Genomic DNA, 17,339 nt, shown 5'->3' on the forward strand with positions numbered 1-17,339 from the left:
TTTTTTGAGTAGAGCAGTGATTTGGAGTGGTTATGGGTGATCGGCACGACTATGTGGCCCTCGAGTGGGTCAAAGGCGAGATTGCCGAAACGCTGAAAGTGGCTCACCAGGCGATTGAAACGTTGCTTGATGACCCGCAGGCGACGCACGCCCTCAGCGAATGCCTGGCGTGCCTCCATCAGGTTCACGGCAGTTTGCAGATGGTCGAATTCTACGGCGCGGCGCTGCTCGCCGAAGAGATGGAACATCTGACCAGCGCCTTGCAACAGAACCGCGTCAGTCATCGCGATGAGACGCTCCACCTGTTGCTGCAAGCCCTTGGACAGCTGCCGATTTACCTCGACCGGGTGCAAGGTGCGCGCCGCGACCTGCCGCTGGTGGTGTTGCCACTGATCAACGATCTGCGCAGCGCCCGTGGCGAATGCCTGTTGTCGGAAACCAGCCTGTTCAGCCCGCAACTGCCGGACCTGCCGCCCCTGGACGAAAAAGCGCTGGCGCTGCTGGAGCCGGCGGATTTACCGAACATGCTGCGCAAGTGGCGGCAGATGTTGCAGATGGCCCTGGTCGGGTTACTGCGTGAACAGGACGGCGAAACCAATCTCGGTTACCTGACCAAGGTTTTTGCGCGCCTCGAAGGGCTGTGCGGCAACGCGCCCTTGAGCCCGTTGTGGCAAGTCGCCTCGGCGCTGGTCGAAGGCATGCGCGACGGCTCGATTGCCAACAGTCCGGCGTTGCGCAGCCTGTTCAAGGAGGCCGACAAAGAACTCAAGCGCCTGCTCGAACAGGGCATGCCGGGCATCAATCAGCCGGCGCCGCTAGAGTTGCTCAAGAGTTTGCTGTTCTACATTGCCAAGGCCGAACATCCCACCGGGCAGATGCTGACCATGAAAGATCGCTACGGACTGGACGACGCGCTGCCTGACAGCGCAATGGTCGACGAAGAACGCGCACGGCTGGCCGGTCCCGACCGCGATGCCATGCGCTCGGTGTTGGCCGCTTTGTGTGAAGAGCTGGTGCGGGTCAAGGAACGCCTTGACCTGTTCGTGCGCAGCGACCGCCAACACACCTCGGACCTCGAAAGCCTGCTGGCACCCTTGCGGCAAATCGCCGACACCCTGGCGGTGCTCGGTTTCGGCCAGCCACGCAAGGTCATTATCGATCAGCTGGCTGTGGTGCTGAGCCTCGCCCAGGGCCAGCGTGAGCCCAACGACGCGATCCTGATGGACGTCGCCGGGGCCTTGCTCTACGTCGAAGCGACGCTGGCCGGCATGGTCGGCACCGTCGAGCCGGAAAGCCAGGAAGACAGCCGCCTGCCGACCACCGACCTGACCCAGATCCATCAGATCGTGATCAAGGAAGCGCGCATCTGCCTGCAACAGGCCAAGGACATGATCGTCGACTACATCGACGCCGATTGGGACCGCCAGCACTTGCAGCCACTGCCCGCCTTGCTGACCCAGGTGCGCGGTGCGCTGGCGATGATTCCGTTGAGCCGTGCGGCGAGCCTGATCGAAACGTGCAACCACTTCATTCGCGAGCACCTGCTGCTGGATCCGGATCATCCCGGCTGGCAGGAACTGGACAGCCTGGCCGACGTCATCACCAGCATCGAGTATTACCTGGAGCGCCTCAGCGACGACCCCGAAGCGCCGAGCGAAAAGTTGCTCGACGTTGCGGAAAAAAGCCTGGCTTCACTCGGCTTTTTCCCCAGCGAGCAGCAGGTGCCGGTGCTTGACGATGTGCTCAGCCCGAGTGAAGCGCAGGTTATGCAGGATCTGCAGGAACTGGACGACCCTGAGACCGTCAAGTCACTGGCCGATGTATTGGCCAGCCCTGTGTCCTCCGTCAATCCGCCCGCCCTGACGATTCCGGGAAGCCTGTTGCCGCCGCCCACCGATGAAGAACCGGTGGACGATGAGCTGCGGGAAGTGTTCCTCGAAGAAACCGATGAAGTGCTGGAAATCCTCCGGGAGTACCTGCCGCGCTGGTCGGCTAACCCCGACGATAAACCTGCCTTGAGTGAATTGCGCCGGGCATTCCACACCTTGAAAGGCAGTGGCCGAATGGTCCGCGCGTTGGTGTTGGGTGAACTGGCCTGGGCGGTGGAAAACCTGCTCAACCGCGTGCTGGAACGCAGCGTTGCGCCGGGGCCGGCGGTGCAACAACTGCTGGGCGATGCAGTGAATCTGCTGCCGGAACTGGTGGCCGAGTTTGCCAGCCATGCTCAGCGCCAGCGCAACGACGTTGACCAATTGGCTGCTCGCGCCCATGCCCTCGCCAAGGGCGATACGCCTGTCAGCGATGAAGATACCCAGGATGTGGCGGCCCTCGATCCGCTGTTGCTGGCGATCTTCCGCAAGGAAGCCGAGACCCATCTCGCCAGCCTCAACCGTTTCCTCGATAAAGCCGCCGAGCACGTGCCATTGCAGGCCAGTGACGAGTTGCAGCGGGCGCTGCACACCCTCAAGGGCAGTGCCTACATGGCGGGCGTATTGCCGATCGCCGAGCTGGCAAAACCGCTGGATCATCTGACCCGGGAGTACAAGGCGCACCTGCTCGCCCTCGACCTGGACGAAGTCGAACTGCTGCTCGAAGCCGAAGGACTGTTCCGTCTCGGCTTGCGACAGCTCAAGACTGATCCGCTGGCGGAGATTCCCGGCGCCCGCTCATTGATCGAACGAACCCAGGCGTTGCTGGCCGAGCGCTTGGAAACGCTCCTGAGTGCACCGAATTCCGGGTTGCGCATCAAGCGTGATCCGCAACTGATCAACAACTTCCTCGCCCAAGGCATGGACATCCTGCTGGACGCCGAGAGCCTGTTGAAACGCTGGCAGCAACATCCCGGCGAGCGTCAGGAACTCAGCGCATTGCTGGATGAATTGACCACCCTCGGCGAAGGCGCGCACCTGGCGGATCTGCATCCGGTGGATGAACTCTGCGAAGCCTTGCTCGACCTCTACGGTGCGGTGGAAGAAAGCAGCCTGGCGGTCAGCGAGGCGTTTTTCCATGAGGCACAAAGTGCCCATGAAGCGCTGATCAACATGCTCGACGAACTGGCCGCCGGCCAGGAAGTCAGCCCGCAACCGGAACGCATTCGGGCCTTGCGCAGGTTGCTCGATGAGAGCCTGGATCCGTCGGCGATGGGGCTGATTCGCAGTGACGGCAGCCGCACCCTGAGCATCCGGGAATTGGGCGACGCCACCGCCGAACTTGAAAACACACTACCCCCTGTGGGAGCGAGCCTGCTCGCGATGGACGTCAACGATGACGCATCGTTGCAGGATAAACGCGGCGCCTATGAATCCATCGCGAGCAGGCTCGCTCCAACAAAGGATCATGAGCTGGACGATGAGATCGTTTCGATCTTCCTCGAAGAGGCGGTGGATATCCTCGAGAGCGCCGGCCAGGCTTTGCAGCGCTGGTTGAGCGACCCGGACAACGCCGCGCCGTTGCTGTCGTTGCAGCGAGATTTGCACACCCTCAAGGGTGGTGCGCGGATGGCCGAGGTCGAGCCGGTCGGTGAACTGGCCCATGAACTGGAAAACCTTTACGAAGGTCTGGTGGACCGCCGTTACGCCTACAGCGAAGCCTTGGCGCACCTGCTGCAACACAGTCATGAGCGGCTCGCGCAGCTGCTTGAACAGTTGCAGAACCAGCGGCCCTTGGGTGATCCGGGTGAGGTGATCGAGGCCATTCGCGAGTTTCGCCAGGGCAACGCCAGCGCTGTTGAAACGGTCGAACCGGCACGGGCCGAGGATTCACCGGGCCATGATCCAGAGCTGCTGGAGATCTTCCTCGAGGAAGGTTTCGACATCATCGAAAACTCCGGCGCGGCGCTGGTGCGCTGGCAGGCCGAGCCGTCGAATCGTCAGGAAGTGGAAACCCTGCTGCGTGATTTGCACACCCTCAAGGGTGGCGCGCGGATGGTGGAAATCGCGCCGATCGGCGACCTTGCCCATGAGCTGGAATTCCTCTACGAAGGCCTGTCCGCTGGCGTGTTGCAACCCACTGCCGCGTTGTTCGGCTTGTTGCAAAGCAGCCACGACCGACTGGCGCAGATGCTCGACGCGACCCGTGCCGGTCAGCCTTTGCCGCCCGCCGATCAACTGATCGATGAGATCAAGAATTTCAGTCATCCGGCGGTGCCCGAAACACCGGCACCGGTCCTGGTGCCTGCAACGCCGAAAATCGAGACGCCCGCACTGCAACCCGATGCCGGCGCGGACATGGTCAAGGTCTCGGCAGAACTGCTCGACGATCTGGTCAACCTGGCCGGCGAAACCTCGATTTTTCGTGGGCGGATCGAACAACAAGTCAACGATGCGCGCGTGACCCTGAGCGAGATGGAAACCACCATTGAGCGTATGCGCGACCAGCTGCGTCGTCTCGATACCGAAACCCAGGGGCGGATTCTCAGCCGTCAGCAAGTCGACGCCGAACGCCTGGGCTACGAAGAATTCGATCCGCTGGAAATGGACCGCCACTCGCAGTTGCAGCAACTGTCGCGCGCGCTGTTCGAATCCGCCTCCGACCTGCTCGACCTCAAGGAAACCCTCGACCGACGCAATCAGGACGCGGAAAACCTGCTGCAACAGCAGGGCCGCATCAACACCGAATTGCAGGAAGGCCTGATGCGCACGCGCATGGTGCCGTTCGAGCGGATGCTGCCGCGTTTGAAGCGGATCGTCCGTCAGGTCTCCAGCGAACTGGGCAAGGACGTGGACTTCATCGTCGGCAATGCCGAAGGCGAGATGGACCGCAACGTCCTCGAACGCATGGCCGCGCCGTTGGAACACATGCTGCGCAACGCCGTGGATCATGGCCTGGAATCCGCCGAGGTGCGTATCGCCGCGGGTAAACCGGCTCAGGGCCGTATCACCCTCGACCTGTCGCGAGAGGGCGGCGACATCATTTTCGACATCCGCGACGACGGTGCCGGCGTGCCGCTGGACGCGGTGCGGAATAAGGCAATCAAACGCGGGTTGCTGGCCCCGGACAGCGACATCAGCGACCGCGATGTCCTGCAATTCATCCTGCAACCGGGGTTCTCCACCGCCGAGAAAATCACCCAGATTTCCGGACGCGGCGTCGGCATGGACGTGGTGCATGAAGAGGTCCGGCAGCTCGGCGGCAGCATGAGCATCGACTCTGTGCCGGGGCAGGGCGTGCACTTCCGGATTCGCTTGCCGTTCACCGTATCGGTCAACCGGGCGCTGATGGTGCAGTGTTTTGATGATCAGTACGCGATCCCGCTGAACACCATCGACGGCATCGTTCGCGTGCTGCCCAACGAACTTGAAGGGCATTACCGGCTCGATCCGCCGACCTACCAATACGCCGGGCAAGACTATGAACTGTGCTACCTCGGCGAACTGCTGAAAACCAGCCATCGCCCGAAACTGCTGGGCCAGAGCCTGCCGCTGCCGGTGTTGCTGGTGCAGTGCAACGAACGGCATATCGCGGTGCAAGTTGACTCCATGGCCGGCACTCGCGAGATCGTGGTCAAAAGTCTCGGCCCGCAATTTGCGGCGGTGCAGGGTTTATCCGGGGCGACGATTCTCGGCGATGGGCGGGTGGTGCTGATTCTTGATTTGCTGGCGCCGATCCGCGCGATGCAGGCCCGTTTGCCGCAACAGCCAGTGACTCAGGACGCGGAGGTCGAGCCGCATAAACCGCTGCTGGTGTTGGTGGTCGATGACTCGGTCACCGTGCGCAAGGTCACCAGCCGTCTGCTGGAACGCCACGGCATGAACGTGCTGACCGCCAAGGACGGGGTCGACGCCATGCTGCTGCTCGAAGACCACATGCCTGACCTGATGCTGCTGGACATCGAAATGCCGCGCATGGACGGTTTTGAAGTCGCGACCCAGGTCCGCGCCGACGAACGTCTGCAGCACCTGCCGATCATCATGATCACCTCCCGCACCGGGCAGAAACACCGCGACCGCGCCATGGCCATCGGCGTCAACGACTACCTCGGCAAGCCGTACCAGGAATCGGTGCTGCTCGACAGCATCCACCTGTGGAGCAAAACCCATGCTTGAGCACCGCACCAGCAACCTCACCGGCCTGCTGCTGCCCTTGGCCGACCGCAACCTGATCTTGCCCAACGTCGCTGTGGCGGAGCTTATCGATTACCAACCCAGCGCCTTCGACCTCGACACACCGCCGTGGTACCTGGGGTTGGTGAAGTGGCGGGATCGACAGATTCCGTTGATCAGTTTCGAGTCGGCCTGTGGGCAGAAAATCGTCATCGGTGAGCGGGCGCGGATTGTCATCCTCAACGCGCTCGGTGGGCGGCCCGATCTGAAATTCATCGCCTTGCTGGTGCAGGGGATTCCGCGGTCTTACAAGCTTGATAGTCAGTTGAGCTATGTGGATGTGCCGTTGTGCTCGCTGGAACAGGCGGCGGTGCAGGTGGGGGAACAAGTGGCCAAGGTGCCGAATTTGCTGGCGTTGGAGGCGTTGCTTGTTTCAGCAGGGTTAGCCCACTGATCGTTCCCACGCTCCGCGTGGGAATGCCTCAACGGACGCTCCGCGTTCGGCTCTGGATGGGACGCAGAGCGTCCCGGGCTGCATTCCCACGCAGAGCGTGGGAACGATCATGGCAAGGGGTTCTGCGCTAAACCCCGGCCTGAGCCTTCATCTGCGCCGACTCATGATGATCCAGCGCCCGCTCCACCAACAACTGCACCCCATCCGCCATGCGGCTGAGCGCCAAGGCTACAGAGCGGCGTGAGCCATCCACATCGTCCGCCAGATCGGCAGCAATGGCGCTGATGGACAGCAGGTCTTCGGAGGCATTGGTCAGGAGGGCTTCGGTGTCGATGTCGGGGGAGACGCTGAAGAGGTGATGTTTACGGCGCTTGCCCGGTTTTTCAGGGGGTGGGAAGTAGTAGGAAAAGACGCGGTCGGCGGCTTCCTTGAGTTTTTCGGCTTCGAGGGAGGCTTCGGAACTGGTGTCGGTTTCCGGGGGATTGGGAGTTGGTTTGAACATGGCAAAGATCCTTGTAGTGATGGAACTGCCATTTTTCGTTTTCCAGACGAAAAGGGTGGCAGCTGTACGCGGACTGGAAAAACCGAGTAAGGATCAAACCCGGCAGACCCGAAGGTCTCCCACGCACAGCCGCCATAACTTAGAACTACGGAGCAAAAAAAGCGCCGCATTATGTCATGTGCATTGATCCTGTCCTTCGGGTTTTCCAGACCCGGTCGCTGAATTGGCAGCGACCCGGAAACGATAAAGATCAGCGCAAAACCGCACCAGTCAGCGGGTTCCGGCATTGCTGTAGGCAGCGACGCCAGACTGCGTAGCCTCGCACCGTTCCTGCGGAGAAACTTTTAAACACAAAACCCAAGCTGTCGGACCTTCCTACAAGCCTCCTATCCACAAAGGTTTCTGCATTCAGGTTGAAGATTCCCAAAAAGGGACCTATCGTTCCCTTTTTGGGACTTATCGGTCGTTGCCGTGAAAAACCTGTCATTGAGCGAAGCCTTGTTCACCACCACCCAGCAAAAAGTGCTGGGCCTATTGTTCGGTAAACCCGACCGAAGTTTTTACGCCAACGAGATCGCCCGCTGGGCTCAAGTGGGTAAAGGCAGCCTCATGCGCGAGCTGGATCGGTTGCAGCGGGCAGGCGTGCTGACCATGACCCGTCAGGGCAACCAGACCCACTATCAAGCCAATCCCGACTGCCCGATCTATGCCGAACTGCTGGGCATTGCCCGCAAAACGTTCGGCATTGCCGAGCCTCTGCGTCAGGCGCTCCAACCCTTTGCCGAACAGATCACCTGGGCATTTGTGTACGGCTCGATCGCCAAGGATCAGGCAAACGCATCCAGTGACATTGATCTCATGCTGATCGGCGAGGGCCTGCACTACAGTGAAGTGATGGAGCGGCTCATGCCTATGGAAGAACAACTGGGCCGCACCCTCAACCCGACGCTCTACACCCCCGACGACTGGGCCTCGAAACTGGCGGCTGAAAATAGTTTTGTCGTGCGGGTAGCGCAGCAGGACAAGATCAATCTGATGGGGGGAAACCCTTTGGAGTCCAAGGATGGGCAGCAACGAGAACCTGGAGAATCTGTTACGTAGCGGTGGACTGAAAGCCGAGCCGCCGGATCGCAAGGAATGCGAAGGATTGATGCGTTCAGCTGTGGATCGATTGAAAGACGCGCAAACGTCTTCGCTTTCCTTCGCGAGTCGTTTCGACCTGGCTTACAACGCTGCCCATGCCCTTGCACTGACGGCTCTTCGCTTGTGCGGCTACCGTTCAGATAAGCGATATCTGGTGTTTCAGTGCCTGGTTCATACCGCTGATATTGGCAAAGTACAGGTCCGGCTATTCGCCCTGTGTCATGAGCGACGAAACCTGGCGGAGTACGAAGGCTATATGGATGAAGATCCGGCGTTGTTGGCGCAGTTGTTGGAAAGTGCTGAACAGCTTCTGATTCGAGTGCAGGAACAGATGGCGTCCTTCAGTTCATCGCGGACCTGATCGTTCCCACGCGCAGCAAAGGAATGCAGCCCGAGACGCTCCGCGTCCCATTCGAGAGCTGGAACGCGGAGCGTCCCTTGAGGCATTCCAACGCAGAGCGTGGGAACGATCATGACAAGGGATTCTGCGCTAAACCCCGGCCCGAGCCTTCATCTGCGCCGACTCATGATGATCCAGCGCCCGCTCCACCAACAACTGCACCCCCTCCGCCATGCGGCTGAGCGCCAAGGCTACAGAACGGCGTGAGCCGTCCACATCGTCCGCCAGATCGGCAGCAATGGCGCTGATGGACAGCAGGTCTTCGGAGGCATTGGTCAGGAGGGCTTCGGTGTCGATATCGGGGGAGACGCTGAAGAGGTGATGTTTGCGGTGCTTGCCCGGTTTTTCAGGGGGTGGGAAGTAGTAGGAGAAGACGCGGTCGGCGGCTTCCTTGAGTTTTTCGGCTTCGAGGGATGCTTCGGAACTGGTGTCGGTTTCCGGGGGATTGGGAGTTGGCTTGAACATAGTGAAGCTCCATTTAATGAGTTTCAGCTGCTCCATCGGGTTCCAATCGAAGGGGTGGCAGCTGTACGCGGGTTGGAACCCGGGCAAACGGACAAAACCCGACAGACACTAAGGTCTCCCGCGCACAGCCGCCATAACGGAGTGCACACATTAAAGGTGCGCAAGCATACGTTATGAAAGGCGCTATTGCCTCGTTAACACCACGGGGTTCCAATCCCGGTCGCTGAGGTTGGCAGCGACACACAAACGATAAAGACCAACGCAAAACCGCACCAGTCAGCGGGTTCCGGCATTGCTGTAGGCAGCGACGCCAGGCTGTGTAGCCTCACACCGTTCCTGCGGAGAAACTTTTAAACACAAATCCCCATTTGGCTGGCGAAGGTTGAAGAGTCCCAAAAAGGGACTGATCGGTCCTTTTTGGGGACTTGTCGATGATTGCTGTGGAGCTTTCTCAGGACAGGTGTTTCAACACAAAAACTAGGTGTGTTCGAAATCCACCCCTCACCCCAGCCCTCTCCCCATAGGGGAGAGGGGGAAAGGGAGCCGATCTTCAAGCTGTTCAAAACCTGAGTTCAACTCGATATCTCAGGTCGATGTAGCTCCAAGAACACCTCGGTCAGTCCCCTCTCCTCAGATGGGAGAGGGGGAAAGGGAGCCGATCTTCAAGCCTTTCAAAACTTGCGTTCAACTCGATATCTCAGGTCAATGTAGCTCCAAGAACACCTCGGTCAGTCCCCTCTACCCTCTGGGGAGAGGGTTAGGGTGAGGGGTGGATTTAACTGACATAAAAGAAAACCAGACCAACCATTACCCTGACCGTAATAATCCAACACTCTGCTTGATTGATGCCCCCCACCCAACGCTCCTAAGGTGACTCCCACGACAGCGAACCCGTGGAGTGGTCATGACAACAACAATATCCCCCGACTCGCGATGGACGCGGCGGCGCAGCGAAAAGCAGCGGCGTCTCGAGCTGGTACGGGGTCTCGCCGACGGTGTGGTCCTGCCCACCGACAAAATCGTTGCGGCGCTGGAGGCTTTGATCCTGCCCGGCGACCGTGTGGTGCTGGAGGGCAATAACCAGAAGCAGGCGGACTTCCTGTCCCGCTCCCTGGCCAAGGCTGATCCCGCGAAGCTGCATGACCTGCACATGATCATGCCCAGCGTCGGGCGTTCCGAGCACCTGGACCTGTTCGAACGCGGCATCGCCCGCAAGCTCGACTTCTCTTTCGCCGGCACCCAGAGCCTGCGCATCAGCCAGTTGCTGGAAGACGGCCTGCTGGAAATCGGCGCGATCCATACCTATATCGAGCTCTATGCGCGACTGGTGGTCGACCTGATTCCCAACGTCGTGCTCTCGGCCGGTTTCATGGCCGACCGCGCCGGCAACATCTACACCGGCCCAAGCACCGAAGACACCCCCGCATTGATCGAACCGGCCGCTTTCAGCGACGGCATCGTCATCGTCCAGGTCAATCAACTGGTCGACGATGTCAGCGACTTGCCTCGCGTCGACATCCCCGCGTCCTGGGTCGACTTCGTGGTGGTGGCCGACAAGCCGTTCTACATCGAACCGCTGTTCACCCGCGACCCGCGCCACATCAAGCCTGTGCATGTGCTGATGGCGATGATGGCGATCCGTGGGATCTACGAAAAACACAACGTCCAGTCCCTGAACCACGGCATCGGTTTCAACACCGCTGCCATCGAATTGATCCTGCCGACCTACGGCGAATCCCTCGGCCTGAAGGGCAAGATTTGCCGCAACTGGACCCTCAATCCGCACCCAACCCTGATCCCGGCCATCGAAAGTGGTTGGGTCGAAAGCGTGCATTGCTTCGGCACCGAATTGGGCATGGAAAACTACATCGCCGCCCGGCCCGACGTGTTCTTTACCGGCCGCGACGGCTCCCTGCGTTCCAACCGGATGTTCTGCCAACTGGCCGGGCAATACGCGGTGGACCTGTTCATCGGCGCCACGCTGCAAGTCGATGGCGACGGCCATTCCTCCACCGTGACGCGCGGCCGCCTGGCCGGTTTCGGTGGGGCGCCGAACATGGGCCATGACCCACGCGGTCGTCGTCACGGCACCCCGGCCTGGCTCGACATGCGCCATGACGATGCGCCCGAAGCGCTGCTCGAACGCGGCAAAAAACTCGTGGTGCAAATGGTCGAGACTTTCCAGGAGGGCGGCAAACCGACCTTCGTCGAAACCCTCGACGCCGTGGAAGTGGCGAAGAAAAGCGGCATGCCGCTGGCGCCGATCATGATCTACGGCGACGACGTCACCCACCTGCTGACCGAAGAAGGCATCGCCTATTTGTACAAGGCGCGTTCGCTGGAAGAACGTCAGGCGATGATCGCGGCCGTGGCCGGGGTCACCGTCATCGGCCTGCGCCACAACCCGAAAGACACCGCGCGCATGCGCCGCGAAGGCCTGATCGCCTTGCCCGAAGACCTCGGCATCCGCCGCACCGACGCCACCCGCGAATTGCTCGCCGCCAAAAGCGTGGCCGATCTTGTCGAGTGGTCCGGTGGCCTCTACAACCCGCCCGCCAAGTTCAGGAGCTGGTAATGCACGCATTCAACCTGCAACCGAAAACCCTGTCCCTGTCCCTGTCCCTGTCCCTGGCTGAGCGGCTGGCGGATCTGGCTGTGGACGCACTGATCGACGAAGCGGACCTGTCGCCGAAACCGGCGCTGGTCGACCGTCGCGGCAATGGCGCGCACACCGATTTGTACCTCGGGCTGATGCACGCTTCGGCGCTGTCCCTGTGGCCTGCGTTCAAGGAAATGGCAGAGGCCGCCATCGAGTTCGGCGAAGTCGGTCTGCCGCTGCGCGAAGCGATTGGCCTGATCGGTCGTGAAGGCGAGGCGGTGATGCTCGCCACCACGGGCGGCGTGAACACCCATCGCGGGGCGATTTGGGCCTTGGGTCTGTTGGTCGCTGCTGCCGCGTTGGACTCCACGAATACCAAGGCAAGCGCTGTGACTGTGCGCGCCGCACGTCTGGCCTTGCTCGACGACCGTTACGCGCCGCGTCCTCTGAGCCACGGCGCGCAAGTCGCCCAGCGTTATGGCGCACGCGGTGCCCGTGAAGAAGCGCAGCTCGGTTTTCCGGCTGTGATTCAACGGGCGCTGCCGCAACTCAAACGCAGCCGCGCCGCCGGTCATGGCGAGCAGAGCGCCCGGCTCGATGCCTTGCTGGCGATCATGACGAATCTGGCCGACACCTGCGTGCTCTACCGTGCCGGCGAACAAGGCCTGCAGACCATGCAACTCGGCGCCCAGGCCGTGCTCGATGCGGGCGGCAGCGCCAGCCTCGCCGGCCGCCGTCGTTTGCATGACTTGGATGAACAACTGATCGCGTTGAACGCCTCGCCCGGCGGCGCTGCTGACTTGCTTGCCGCTTGCTTGTTCATCGACCGCATCGAATCCGGAGCTTTCTGATGGAAACCCTATCTTTTGAATTCCCCGCCGGGCAGCCGCCACGCGGCCGGACGCTGGTGGGCTGTGTCGGCTCGGGCGATCTGGAAGTGCTGATCGAACCCGGCCAGGCCGGCAAACTGACGATCAAGGTGCAGACCTCGGTCAACGGCGCCGAACAACGCTGGCAGCATCTGTTTGCGCGGATGTTCGACGGCCAGACACCGCCGGCGATGGCGATCGATATCCACGATTTCGGCGCCACACCGGGAGTGGTGCGCTTGCGTCTGGAACAAGGCTTCGAGGAGATCGGCCATGAGTGACAGTGCAGAACTCCTCCACAAGCACAGCTTCGTCGAACTCGGCGCCCGGCAACGGGCGAAAGCCTTGCTCGACGCCGGTACCTTCCGCGAATTGCTCGACCCGTTTCAGCGCGTCATGTCGCCCTGGCTGTCGCGCCAGGGCGTGGTGCCGCAGGCCGATGACGGCGTGGTGATCGCCAAGGGCAGTATCGGCGGTTTGCCGGTGGTGATCGCTGCCATCGAAGGCGCGTTCCAGGGCGGCAGCCTCGGTGAAGTCGGTGGGGCGAAGATTGCCGGTGCGCTGGAGCTGGCGGCCGAAGACAACCGCAATGGCATTCCCACTCGCGCCGTATTGCTGCTGGAAACCGGTGGCGTGCGTTTACAGGAGGCCAACCTCGGGCTGGCGGCGATTGCCGATATTCATGCGGCGATTGTCGACCTGCGCCAATACCAGCCTGTTGTGGGTGTGGTGGCCGGCAGCGTCGGTTGCTTTGGCGGGATGTCGATTGCCGCCGGGTTGTGCAGTTATCTGCTGGTGACCCAGGAAGCGCGTCTTGGCCTGAACGGTCCGCAAGTGATCGAACAGGAAGCGGGGCTTGAGGAATACGACTCCCGTGATCGTCCTTTCATCTGGAGCCTGACCGGTGGCGAGCAACGTTTTGCCAGTGGTTTGGTGGATCGCTTTGTCGCTGACGACGTGGCGCAGGTTCAACAGCAGGTCAGTGAATTGCTCAAGCAAGGTTTGCCGGAACAGCAACGCAGCCGTCAGGCCGAATGGTTCCTGCAACGGTTGGCCCGTCTGGACGCCGTGCCGCAAATCGAGCCGTCGACGGTTCGCGATCTGTATCAAGGAGAGCGCTCATGAGTTCGTATTCCCTGAGAGGTTTGAACTGGTTCAACGCCTTGAGTGCGGACGCCAAACCGGTCGATGGTTTGCCCGCTTCGTTGAAGGTTGCCGACGGTGTATTGGGCGACCAACCCGTTCGCTTTATCGCGGTGGTGGCTGATCCCGACAACCGTTTCGTCCGCGCCCGCAATGGCGAGGTCGGTCTGCTGGAAGGTTGGGGACTGGCCAAAGCTGTGGATGACGTCATCGCAGCGGATCTGGATAAATCGCAGAAACGCGCCTTGATCGCCATCGTCGACGTGCCGAGTCAGGCCTACGGTCGGCGCGAAGAAGCACTCGGTATTCATCAGGCCTTGGCCGGTGCCGCAGACAGCTATGCCCGCGCCCGGCTGGCCGGCCATGCCGTGATCGGTTTGCTGGTGGGCAAGGCGATGTCCGGGGCGTTTCTGGCGCATGGGTATCAGGCCAATCGGCTGATTGCCCTGCGCGATCCGGGGGTGATGGTGCATGCGATGGGCAAGGCTTCGGCGGCGCGGGTGACGTTGCGCAGCGTCGAAGAACTCGAAGCACTGGCCGCCAGCGTGCCGCCGATGGCGTACGATATCGACAGTTACGCGAGCCTTGGACTGCTTTGGGAAACCTTGTCGGTGGAACAGATCGAGCAGCCGACGGCGGCGGATCTGACCCGGGTGACTGAATGCCTGAATCAGGCGATTGGCGATGTCGCCACCAGTGGCCGAGACCTGAGCAGCCGCTTGGGCGCGAGCAACCGTGCGGCGTCGAGCCAGGTTCGCCAATTGCTGAGAGCGCAGTGGTGAACACGCTTCTGGCCCACGACCTGCTCTGGGGGCTGACCCCGGAGCAGTTGCCTGCGGATGCACCTTCGTGGGTGATCGAGTCGGTCAGTGCGGGTCAACCGGTGGTGGTTCGGCGTGCGTTGAGCGCGGCGGATCACATCGCGGTCGGCGTGCGTGGACGTTTGCGTGAGCAGCGTTATGCAACGGTGATGTCGGTCGATGCAATCCAGCGTCAAGTCCGGCCGGAAGCGCTTTGTCATGTCGCGATTGATCGGGATTTACCGGCAGTGCGCGCCCTCAATCAACTGCGGCCGATGCTCGATTCCTGTGAGTGGGTGTGGGGTGTCAGCGGCAGCGCCGGGTTTGAATTGGCCAGCGGTTTTCAGGCGTTGCACGAGGGCAGCGATCTCGACTTGATCCTGCGTACACCGCAGCCGTTGGATCGTGTGCAGGCGCAGGCACTGGTGAAGGTTCTCGATGCTGCTGTCTGCCCGGTGGACATGCAGTTGCAGACTCCATTCGGTGCAGTCGCCTTGCGCGAATGGGCCGGTCCGTCGCAACGGGTCCTGCTAAAAAACGCCAGCGAAGCCTGTCTGGTAACCAATCCGTGGAATCCGCAGGAGCAAGCAGCGTGAGCAGTTTGCTGGTGTTCCCTGGCCAGGGCGCGCAGCAGCCGGGCATGCTGCATCGTTTGCCTCGGGAAACAGTGAACGAGGCAAGTGAAGTCCTCGGGGAAGACGCTTTTCTTCTGGATTCTGCCGAAGCGCTGAAGTCGACAAGAGCGGTTCAGCTCTGCCTGTTGATCGCTGGCGTCGCGGCTTCCCGCCAGTTGTTAATGACGGCGGATTACGTGGCGGGATTGTCCATCGGCGCCTACCCGGCAGCGGTGGTCGCCGGTGCCCTGAGCTTCAGCGATGCGCTGCATCTGGTGAGCCTGCGCGGTGAACTGATGCAACAGGCTTATCCGCAGGGCTATGGCATGACCGCGATCATCGGTCTGGACCTGGCCACGGTGGAAGAGTTGCTGGCGCAGGTTCACAGCGTCGACACGCCGGTTTACCTGGCCAACATCAACGCTGATAACCAAGTGGTGATTGCTGGCAGCGATGGCGCGATGAAGGCCGTCGCCGAGTTGGCCAAAGGTCGCGGTGCAGGTCTGGCCAAACGTCTGGCCGTCAGCGTGCCGTCCCACTGCCCGCTGCTGGACACACCTGCGAAAACCCTGGCCGAAGCCTTCGCCAAGGTGCGGCTGAAAACACCGACGCTGGGCTACCTGAGCGGCAGTCGCGCCCGGCCCATCATCAACGCCGACGCCTTGCGCGACGACCTGGCGTTCAACATGTGCCGCGTCGTCGATTGGCGCGGCACGGTACAAAGCGCCTACGAGCGCGGCGTACGTCTACAGATCGAACTGCCGCCCGGTGCGGTGCTGACCGGGCTGGCGCGCCGGGTGTTCGAGCAGGGCACCGTGATTGCCTTCGACGGTGCGCGGCTCGATACCTTGCAGGCGCTGTTGCGTGAGGAGGGAAGCCGCCAACCCTAGAACACCGACTCAGGCCTTCGAACAACAAAAACAACATTCGACGATGCACTTTGAGGACAACAACAATGATTATTTACGGTGTGGCGCTGTTAGCGATTTGTACGCTGGCAGGGGTGATCGTAGGCGACATGCTCGGCGTGTTGCTGGGCGTGAAATCCAACGTTGGCGGCGTCGGGATCGCGATGATCCTGTTGATCTGCGCGCGGTTGTGGATGCAAAAACGCGGCGGCATGACCAAGGATTGCGAGATGGGCGTCGGCTTCTGGGGCGCCATGTACATTCCGGTGGTGGTCGCTATGGCTGCGCAACAAAACGTCGTCACCGCCCTGCACGGCGGCCCGGTGGCGGTGCTGGCGGCGATCGGTTCGGTGGTGATCTGCGGTTGCACCATTGCCCTGATCAGCCGGACTCACAAAGGCGAACCGTTGCCCGATGAACCGGCGCAAGTAACGCCGGTCGGCACGCCAGTAGGAGGTCGCTGATATGTGGGAACTCATTGAGAAGGGGCTGACCAATAACAGTCTGGTGACGGCGTTCGCGTTCGTCGGCGTGATCATGTGGGTGTCGGTGGTGCTGTCCAAGCGCCTGACGTTCGGACGGATTCACGGTTCGGCGATTGCCATCGTCATCGGGCTTGTTCTGGCCTGGGTCGGCGGCACGATGACGGGCGGGCAAAAAGGCCTGGCGGACCTGACGCTGTTTTCCGGCATCGGTCTGATGGGCGGCGCCATGCTGCGGGACTTTGCGATCGTCGCCACGGCGTTCGAAGTGCAAGCCACCGAAGCGAAAAAGGCCGGTTTGATCGGTGTGATTGCGCTGCTGCTGGGCACGATCCTGCCATTCATTGTTGGCGCAAGCATGGCCTGGGTGTTCGGTTATCGCGATGCGATCAGCATGACCACCATCGGCGCGGGTGCGGTGACCTACATCGTCGGGCCGGTGACCGGGGCGGCGATTGGCGCGAGTTCGGATGTGGTGGCGTTGTCGATTGCCACTGGGTTGATCAAGGCGATTTTTGTGATGGTTGGCACGCCGATGGCGGCGAAATGGATGGGGTTGGATAACCCGCGCTCGGCGATGGTGTTTGGTGGGTTGGCCGGGACGGTGAGCGGTGTGACGGCCGGGTTGGCGGCGACGGATCGGCGGTTGGTGCCTTATGGCGCGTTGACGGCGACGTTCCACACCGGGCTTGGGTGCTTGCTGGGGCCTTCGTTGTTGTACTTCATTGTTCGCGGGATTGTCGGGTAGGACTCAAGATCGACCCCTCACCCTAACCCTCTCCCCAGAGGGGCGAGGGAACTGATCCGGGATTTCTTTAGAAATACTGCGACCTGAAATATCGAGTCGAACTCCGGTTTTGAAAACCATGGAGATCGGCTCCCTTTCCCCTCTCCCCTCTGGGGAGAGGGCTGGGGTGAG

15 protein-coding genes are annotated in these 17,339 nt (G+C 61.3%); 13 read left to right on the top strand and 2 right to left on the bottom strand.

The genetic code is table 11. From position 1 onward, the window contains the following. Positions 1–32 precede the first annotated feature (32 nt). Positions 33–6,044 carry an Hpt domain-containing protein gene (locus IB252_RS13630; RefSeq protein WP_192409145.1) on the top strand — a complete coding sequence of 2,004 codons (6,012 nt, stop codon included), beginning with the start codon at positions 33–35 and terminating at the stop codon, positions 6,042–6,044. Further along, entirely contained in the window at positions 6,037–6,495 is a 459-nt protein-coding gene (locus tag IB252_RS13635; protein WP_192409147.1) for a chemotaxis protein CheW, read from the top strand. Before IB252_RS13630 ends, IB252_RS13635 begins: the two co-directional genes overlap by 8 nt. Positions 6,496–6,622: 127 nt before the next feature. Here the strand turns inward: IB252_RS13635 and IB252_RS13640 are convergent, their stop codons facing one another. After that, the gene (locus tag IB252_RS13640; RefSeq protein ID WP_192409149.1) at positions 6,623–6,997 is read right to left on the bottom strand and encodes a DUF6124 family protein; all 375 of its coding nucleotides are present in this window, start codon (positions 6,995–6,997) and stop codon (positions 6,623–6,625) included. Positions 6,998–7,468: 471 nt separating this feature from the next. On the opposite strand from IB252_RS13640, the gene IB252_RS13645 reads away from it, so the two are divergent. Then, entirely contained in the window at positions 7,469–8,098 is a 630-nt protein-coding gene (locus IB252_RS13645; RefSeq protein WP_123369122.1) for a nucleotidyltransferase domain-containing protein, read from the top strand. Next, on the top strand, positions 8,061–8,501 hold the full coding sequence (locus IB252_RS13650; RefSeq protein ID WP_111452973.1) for a hypothetical protein: 441 nt from the start codon (positions 8,061–8,063) through the stop codon (positions 8,499–8,501). Before IB252_RS13645 ends, IB252_RS13650 begins: the two co-directional genes overlap by 38 nt. A 129-nt stretch (positions 8,502–8,630) precedes the next feature. On the opposite strand, the gene IB252_RS13655 is transcribed toward IB252_RS13650, so the two are convergent. Then, positions 8,631–9,005, bottom strand: a complete 375-nt coding sequence (locus IB252_RS13655) for a DUF6124 family protein (RefSeq protein WP_192409151.1) — start codon at positions 9,003–9,005, stop codon at positions 8,631–8,633. Between the two features lie 904 nt (positions 9,006–9,909). Between IB252_RS13655 and mdcA the strand changes: the two genes are divergently transcribed. The 9 genes from mdcA to madM all read left to right on the top strand — a co-directional run bounded on the left by mdcA (position 9,910) and on the right by madM (position 17,168). Further along, entirely contained in the window at positions 9,910–11,580 is a 1,671-nt protein-coding gene (gene mdcA / locus IB252_RS13660) for a malonate decarboxylase subunit alpha (protein ID WP_076029439.1), read from the top strand. After that, positions 11,580–12,455: a triphosphoribosyl-dephospho-CoA synthase gene (locus tag IB252_RS13665; RefSeq protein WP_192409153.1), complete on the top strand. Its 876-nt coding sequence runs from the start codon at positions 11,580–11,582 to the stop codon at positions 12,453–12,455. Before mdcA ends, IB252_RS13665 begins: the two co-directional genes overlap by 1 nt. Beyond that, on the top strand, positions 12,455–12,754 hold the full coding sequence (locus IB252_RS13670; RefSeq protein WP_046045241.1) for a malonate decarboxylase subunit delta: 300 nt from the start codon (positions 12,455–12,457) through the stop codon (positions 12,752–12,754). The genes IB252_RS13665 and IB252_RS13670 overlap by 1 nt, the downstream gene beginning before the upstream one ends. Further along, positions 12,747–13,598, top strand: coding sequence for a biotin-independent malonate decarboxylase subunit beta (locus IB252_RS13675; protein WP_192409155.1), 852 nt, complete (start codon positions 12,747–12,749; stop codon positions 13,596–13,598). Before IB252_RS13670 ends, IB252_RS13675 begins: the two co-directional genes overlap by 8 nt. Continuing rightward, a complete protein-coding gene (mdcE, locus tag IB252_RS13680; RefSeq protein WP_192409157.1) occupies positions 13,595–14,398 on the top strand; it encodes a biotin-independent malonate decarboxylase subunit gamma in 804 nt (267 codons plus the stop codon). The genes IB252_RS13675 and mdcE overlap by 4 nt, the downstream gene beginning before the upstream one ends. After that, complete coding sequence (locus IB252_RS13685; RefSeq protein WP_192409159.1) at positions 14,392–15,012, top strand: malonate decarboxylase holo-ACP synthase; 621 nt, start codon at positions 14,392–14,394, stop codon at positions 15,010–15,012. Before mdcE ends, IB252_RS13685 begins: the two co-directional genes overlap by 7 nt. Next, a complete protein-coding gene (gene mdcH / locus IB252_RS13690) occupies positions 15,009–15,920 on the top strand; it encodes a malonate decarboxylase subunit epsilon (RefSeq protein WP_192409161.1) in 912 nt (303 codons plus the stop codon). The genes IB252_RS13685 and mdcH overlap by 4 nt, the downstream gene beginning before the upstream one ends. Before the next feature lie 65 nt (positions 15,921–15,985). Beyond that, positions 15,986–16,402, top strand: coding sequence for a malonate transporter subunit MadL (gene madL, locus IB252_RS13695; protein ID WP_123369130.1), 417 nt, complete (start codon positions 15,986–15,988; stop codon positions 16,400–16,402). 1 nt (position 16,403) lies between these two features. Then, complete coding sequence (madM, locus tag IB252_RS13700) at positions 16,404–17,168, top strand: malonate transporter subunit MadM (protein ID WP_192409162.1); 765 nt, start codon at positions 16,404–16,406, stop codon at positions 17,166–17,168. The last annotated feature ends 171 nt before the right edge of the window (positions 17,169–17,339 follow it).

The organism is Pseudomonas sp. PDM10, from assembly GCF_014852295.1.
Classification (GTDB): Bacteria; Pseudomonadota; Gammaproteobacteria; order Pseudomonadales; family Pseudomonadaceae; genus Aquipseudomonas.

Coding starts and splice junctions, on each gene's coding strand:
- IB252_RS13670 (WP_046045241.1), top strand. CDS start 12,455: ATGGAAACCCTATCTTTTGAATTCCCCGCCGGGCAGCCGCCACGCGGC.
- IB252_RS13640 (WP_192409149.1), bottom strand. CDS start 6,997: ATGTTCAAACCAACTCCCAATCCCCCGGAAACCGACACCAGTTCCGAA.
- madM (WP_192409162.1), top strand. CDS start 16,404: ATGTGGGAACTCATTGAGAAGGGGCTGACCAATAACAGTCTGGTGACG.
- IB252_RS13630 (WP_192409145.1), top strand. CDS start 33: ATGGGTGATCGGCACGACTATGTGGCCCTCGAGTGGGTCAAAGGCGAG.
- mdcA (WP_076029439.1), top strand. CDS start 9,910: ATGACAACAACAATATCCCCCGACTCGCGATGGACGCGGCGGCGCAGC.
- IB252_RS13675 (WP_192409155.1), top strand. CDS start 12,747: ATGAGTGACAGTGCAGAACTCCTCCACAAGCACAGCTTCGTCGAACTC.
- mdcE (WP_192409157.1), top strand. CDS start 13,595: ATGAGTTCGTATTCCCTGAGAGGTTTGAACTGGTTCAACGCCTTGAGT.
- madL (WP_123369130.1), top strand. CDS start 15,986: ATGATTATTTACGGTGTGGCGCTGTTAGCGATTTGTACGCTGGCAGGG.
- IB252_RS13665 (WP_192409153.1), top strand. CDS start 11,580: ATGCACGCATTCAACCTGCAACCGAAAACCCTGTCCCTGTCCCTGTCC.
- IB252_RS13635 (WP_192409147.1), top strand. CDS start 6,037: ATGCTTGAGCACCGCACCAGCAACCTCACCGGCCTGCTGCTGCCCTTG.
- IB252_RS13655 (WP_192409151.1), bottom strand. CDS start 9,005: ATGTTCAAGCCAACTCCCAATCCCCCGGAAACCGACACCAGTTCCGAA.
- IB252_RS13650 (WP_111452973.1), top strand. CDS start 8,061: ATGGGCAGCAACGAGAACCTGGAGAATCTGTTACGTAGCGGTGGACTG.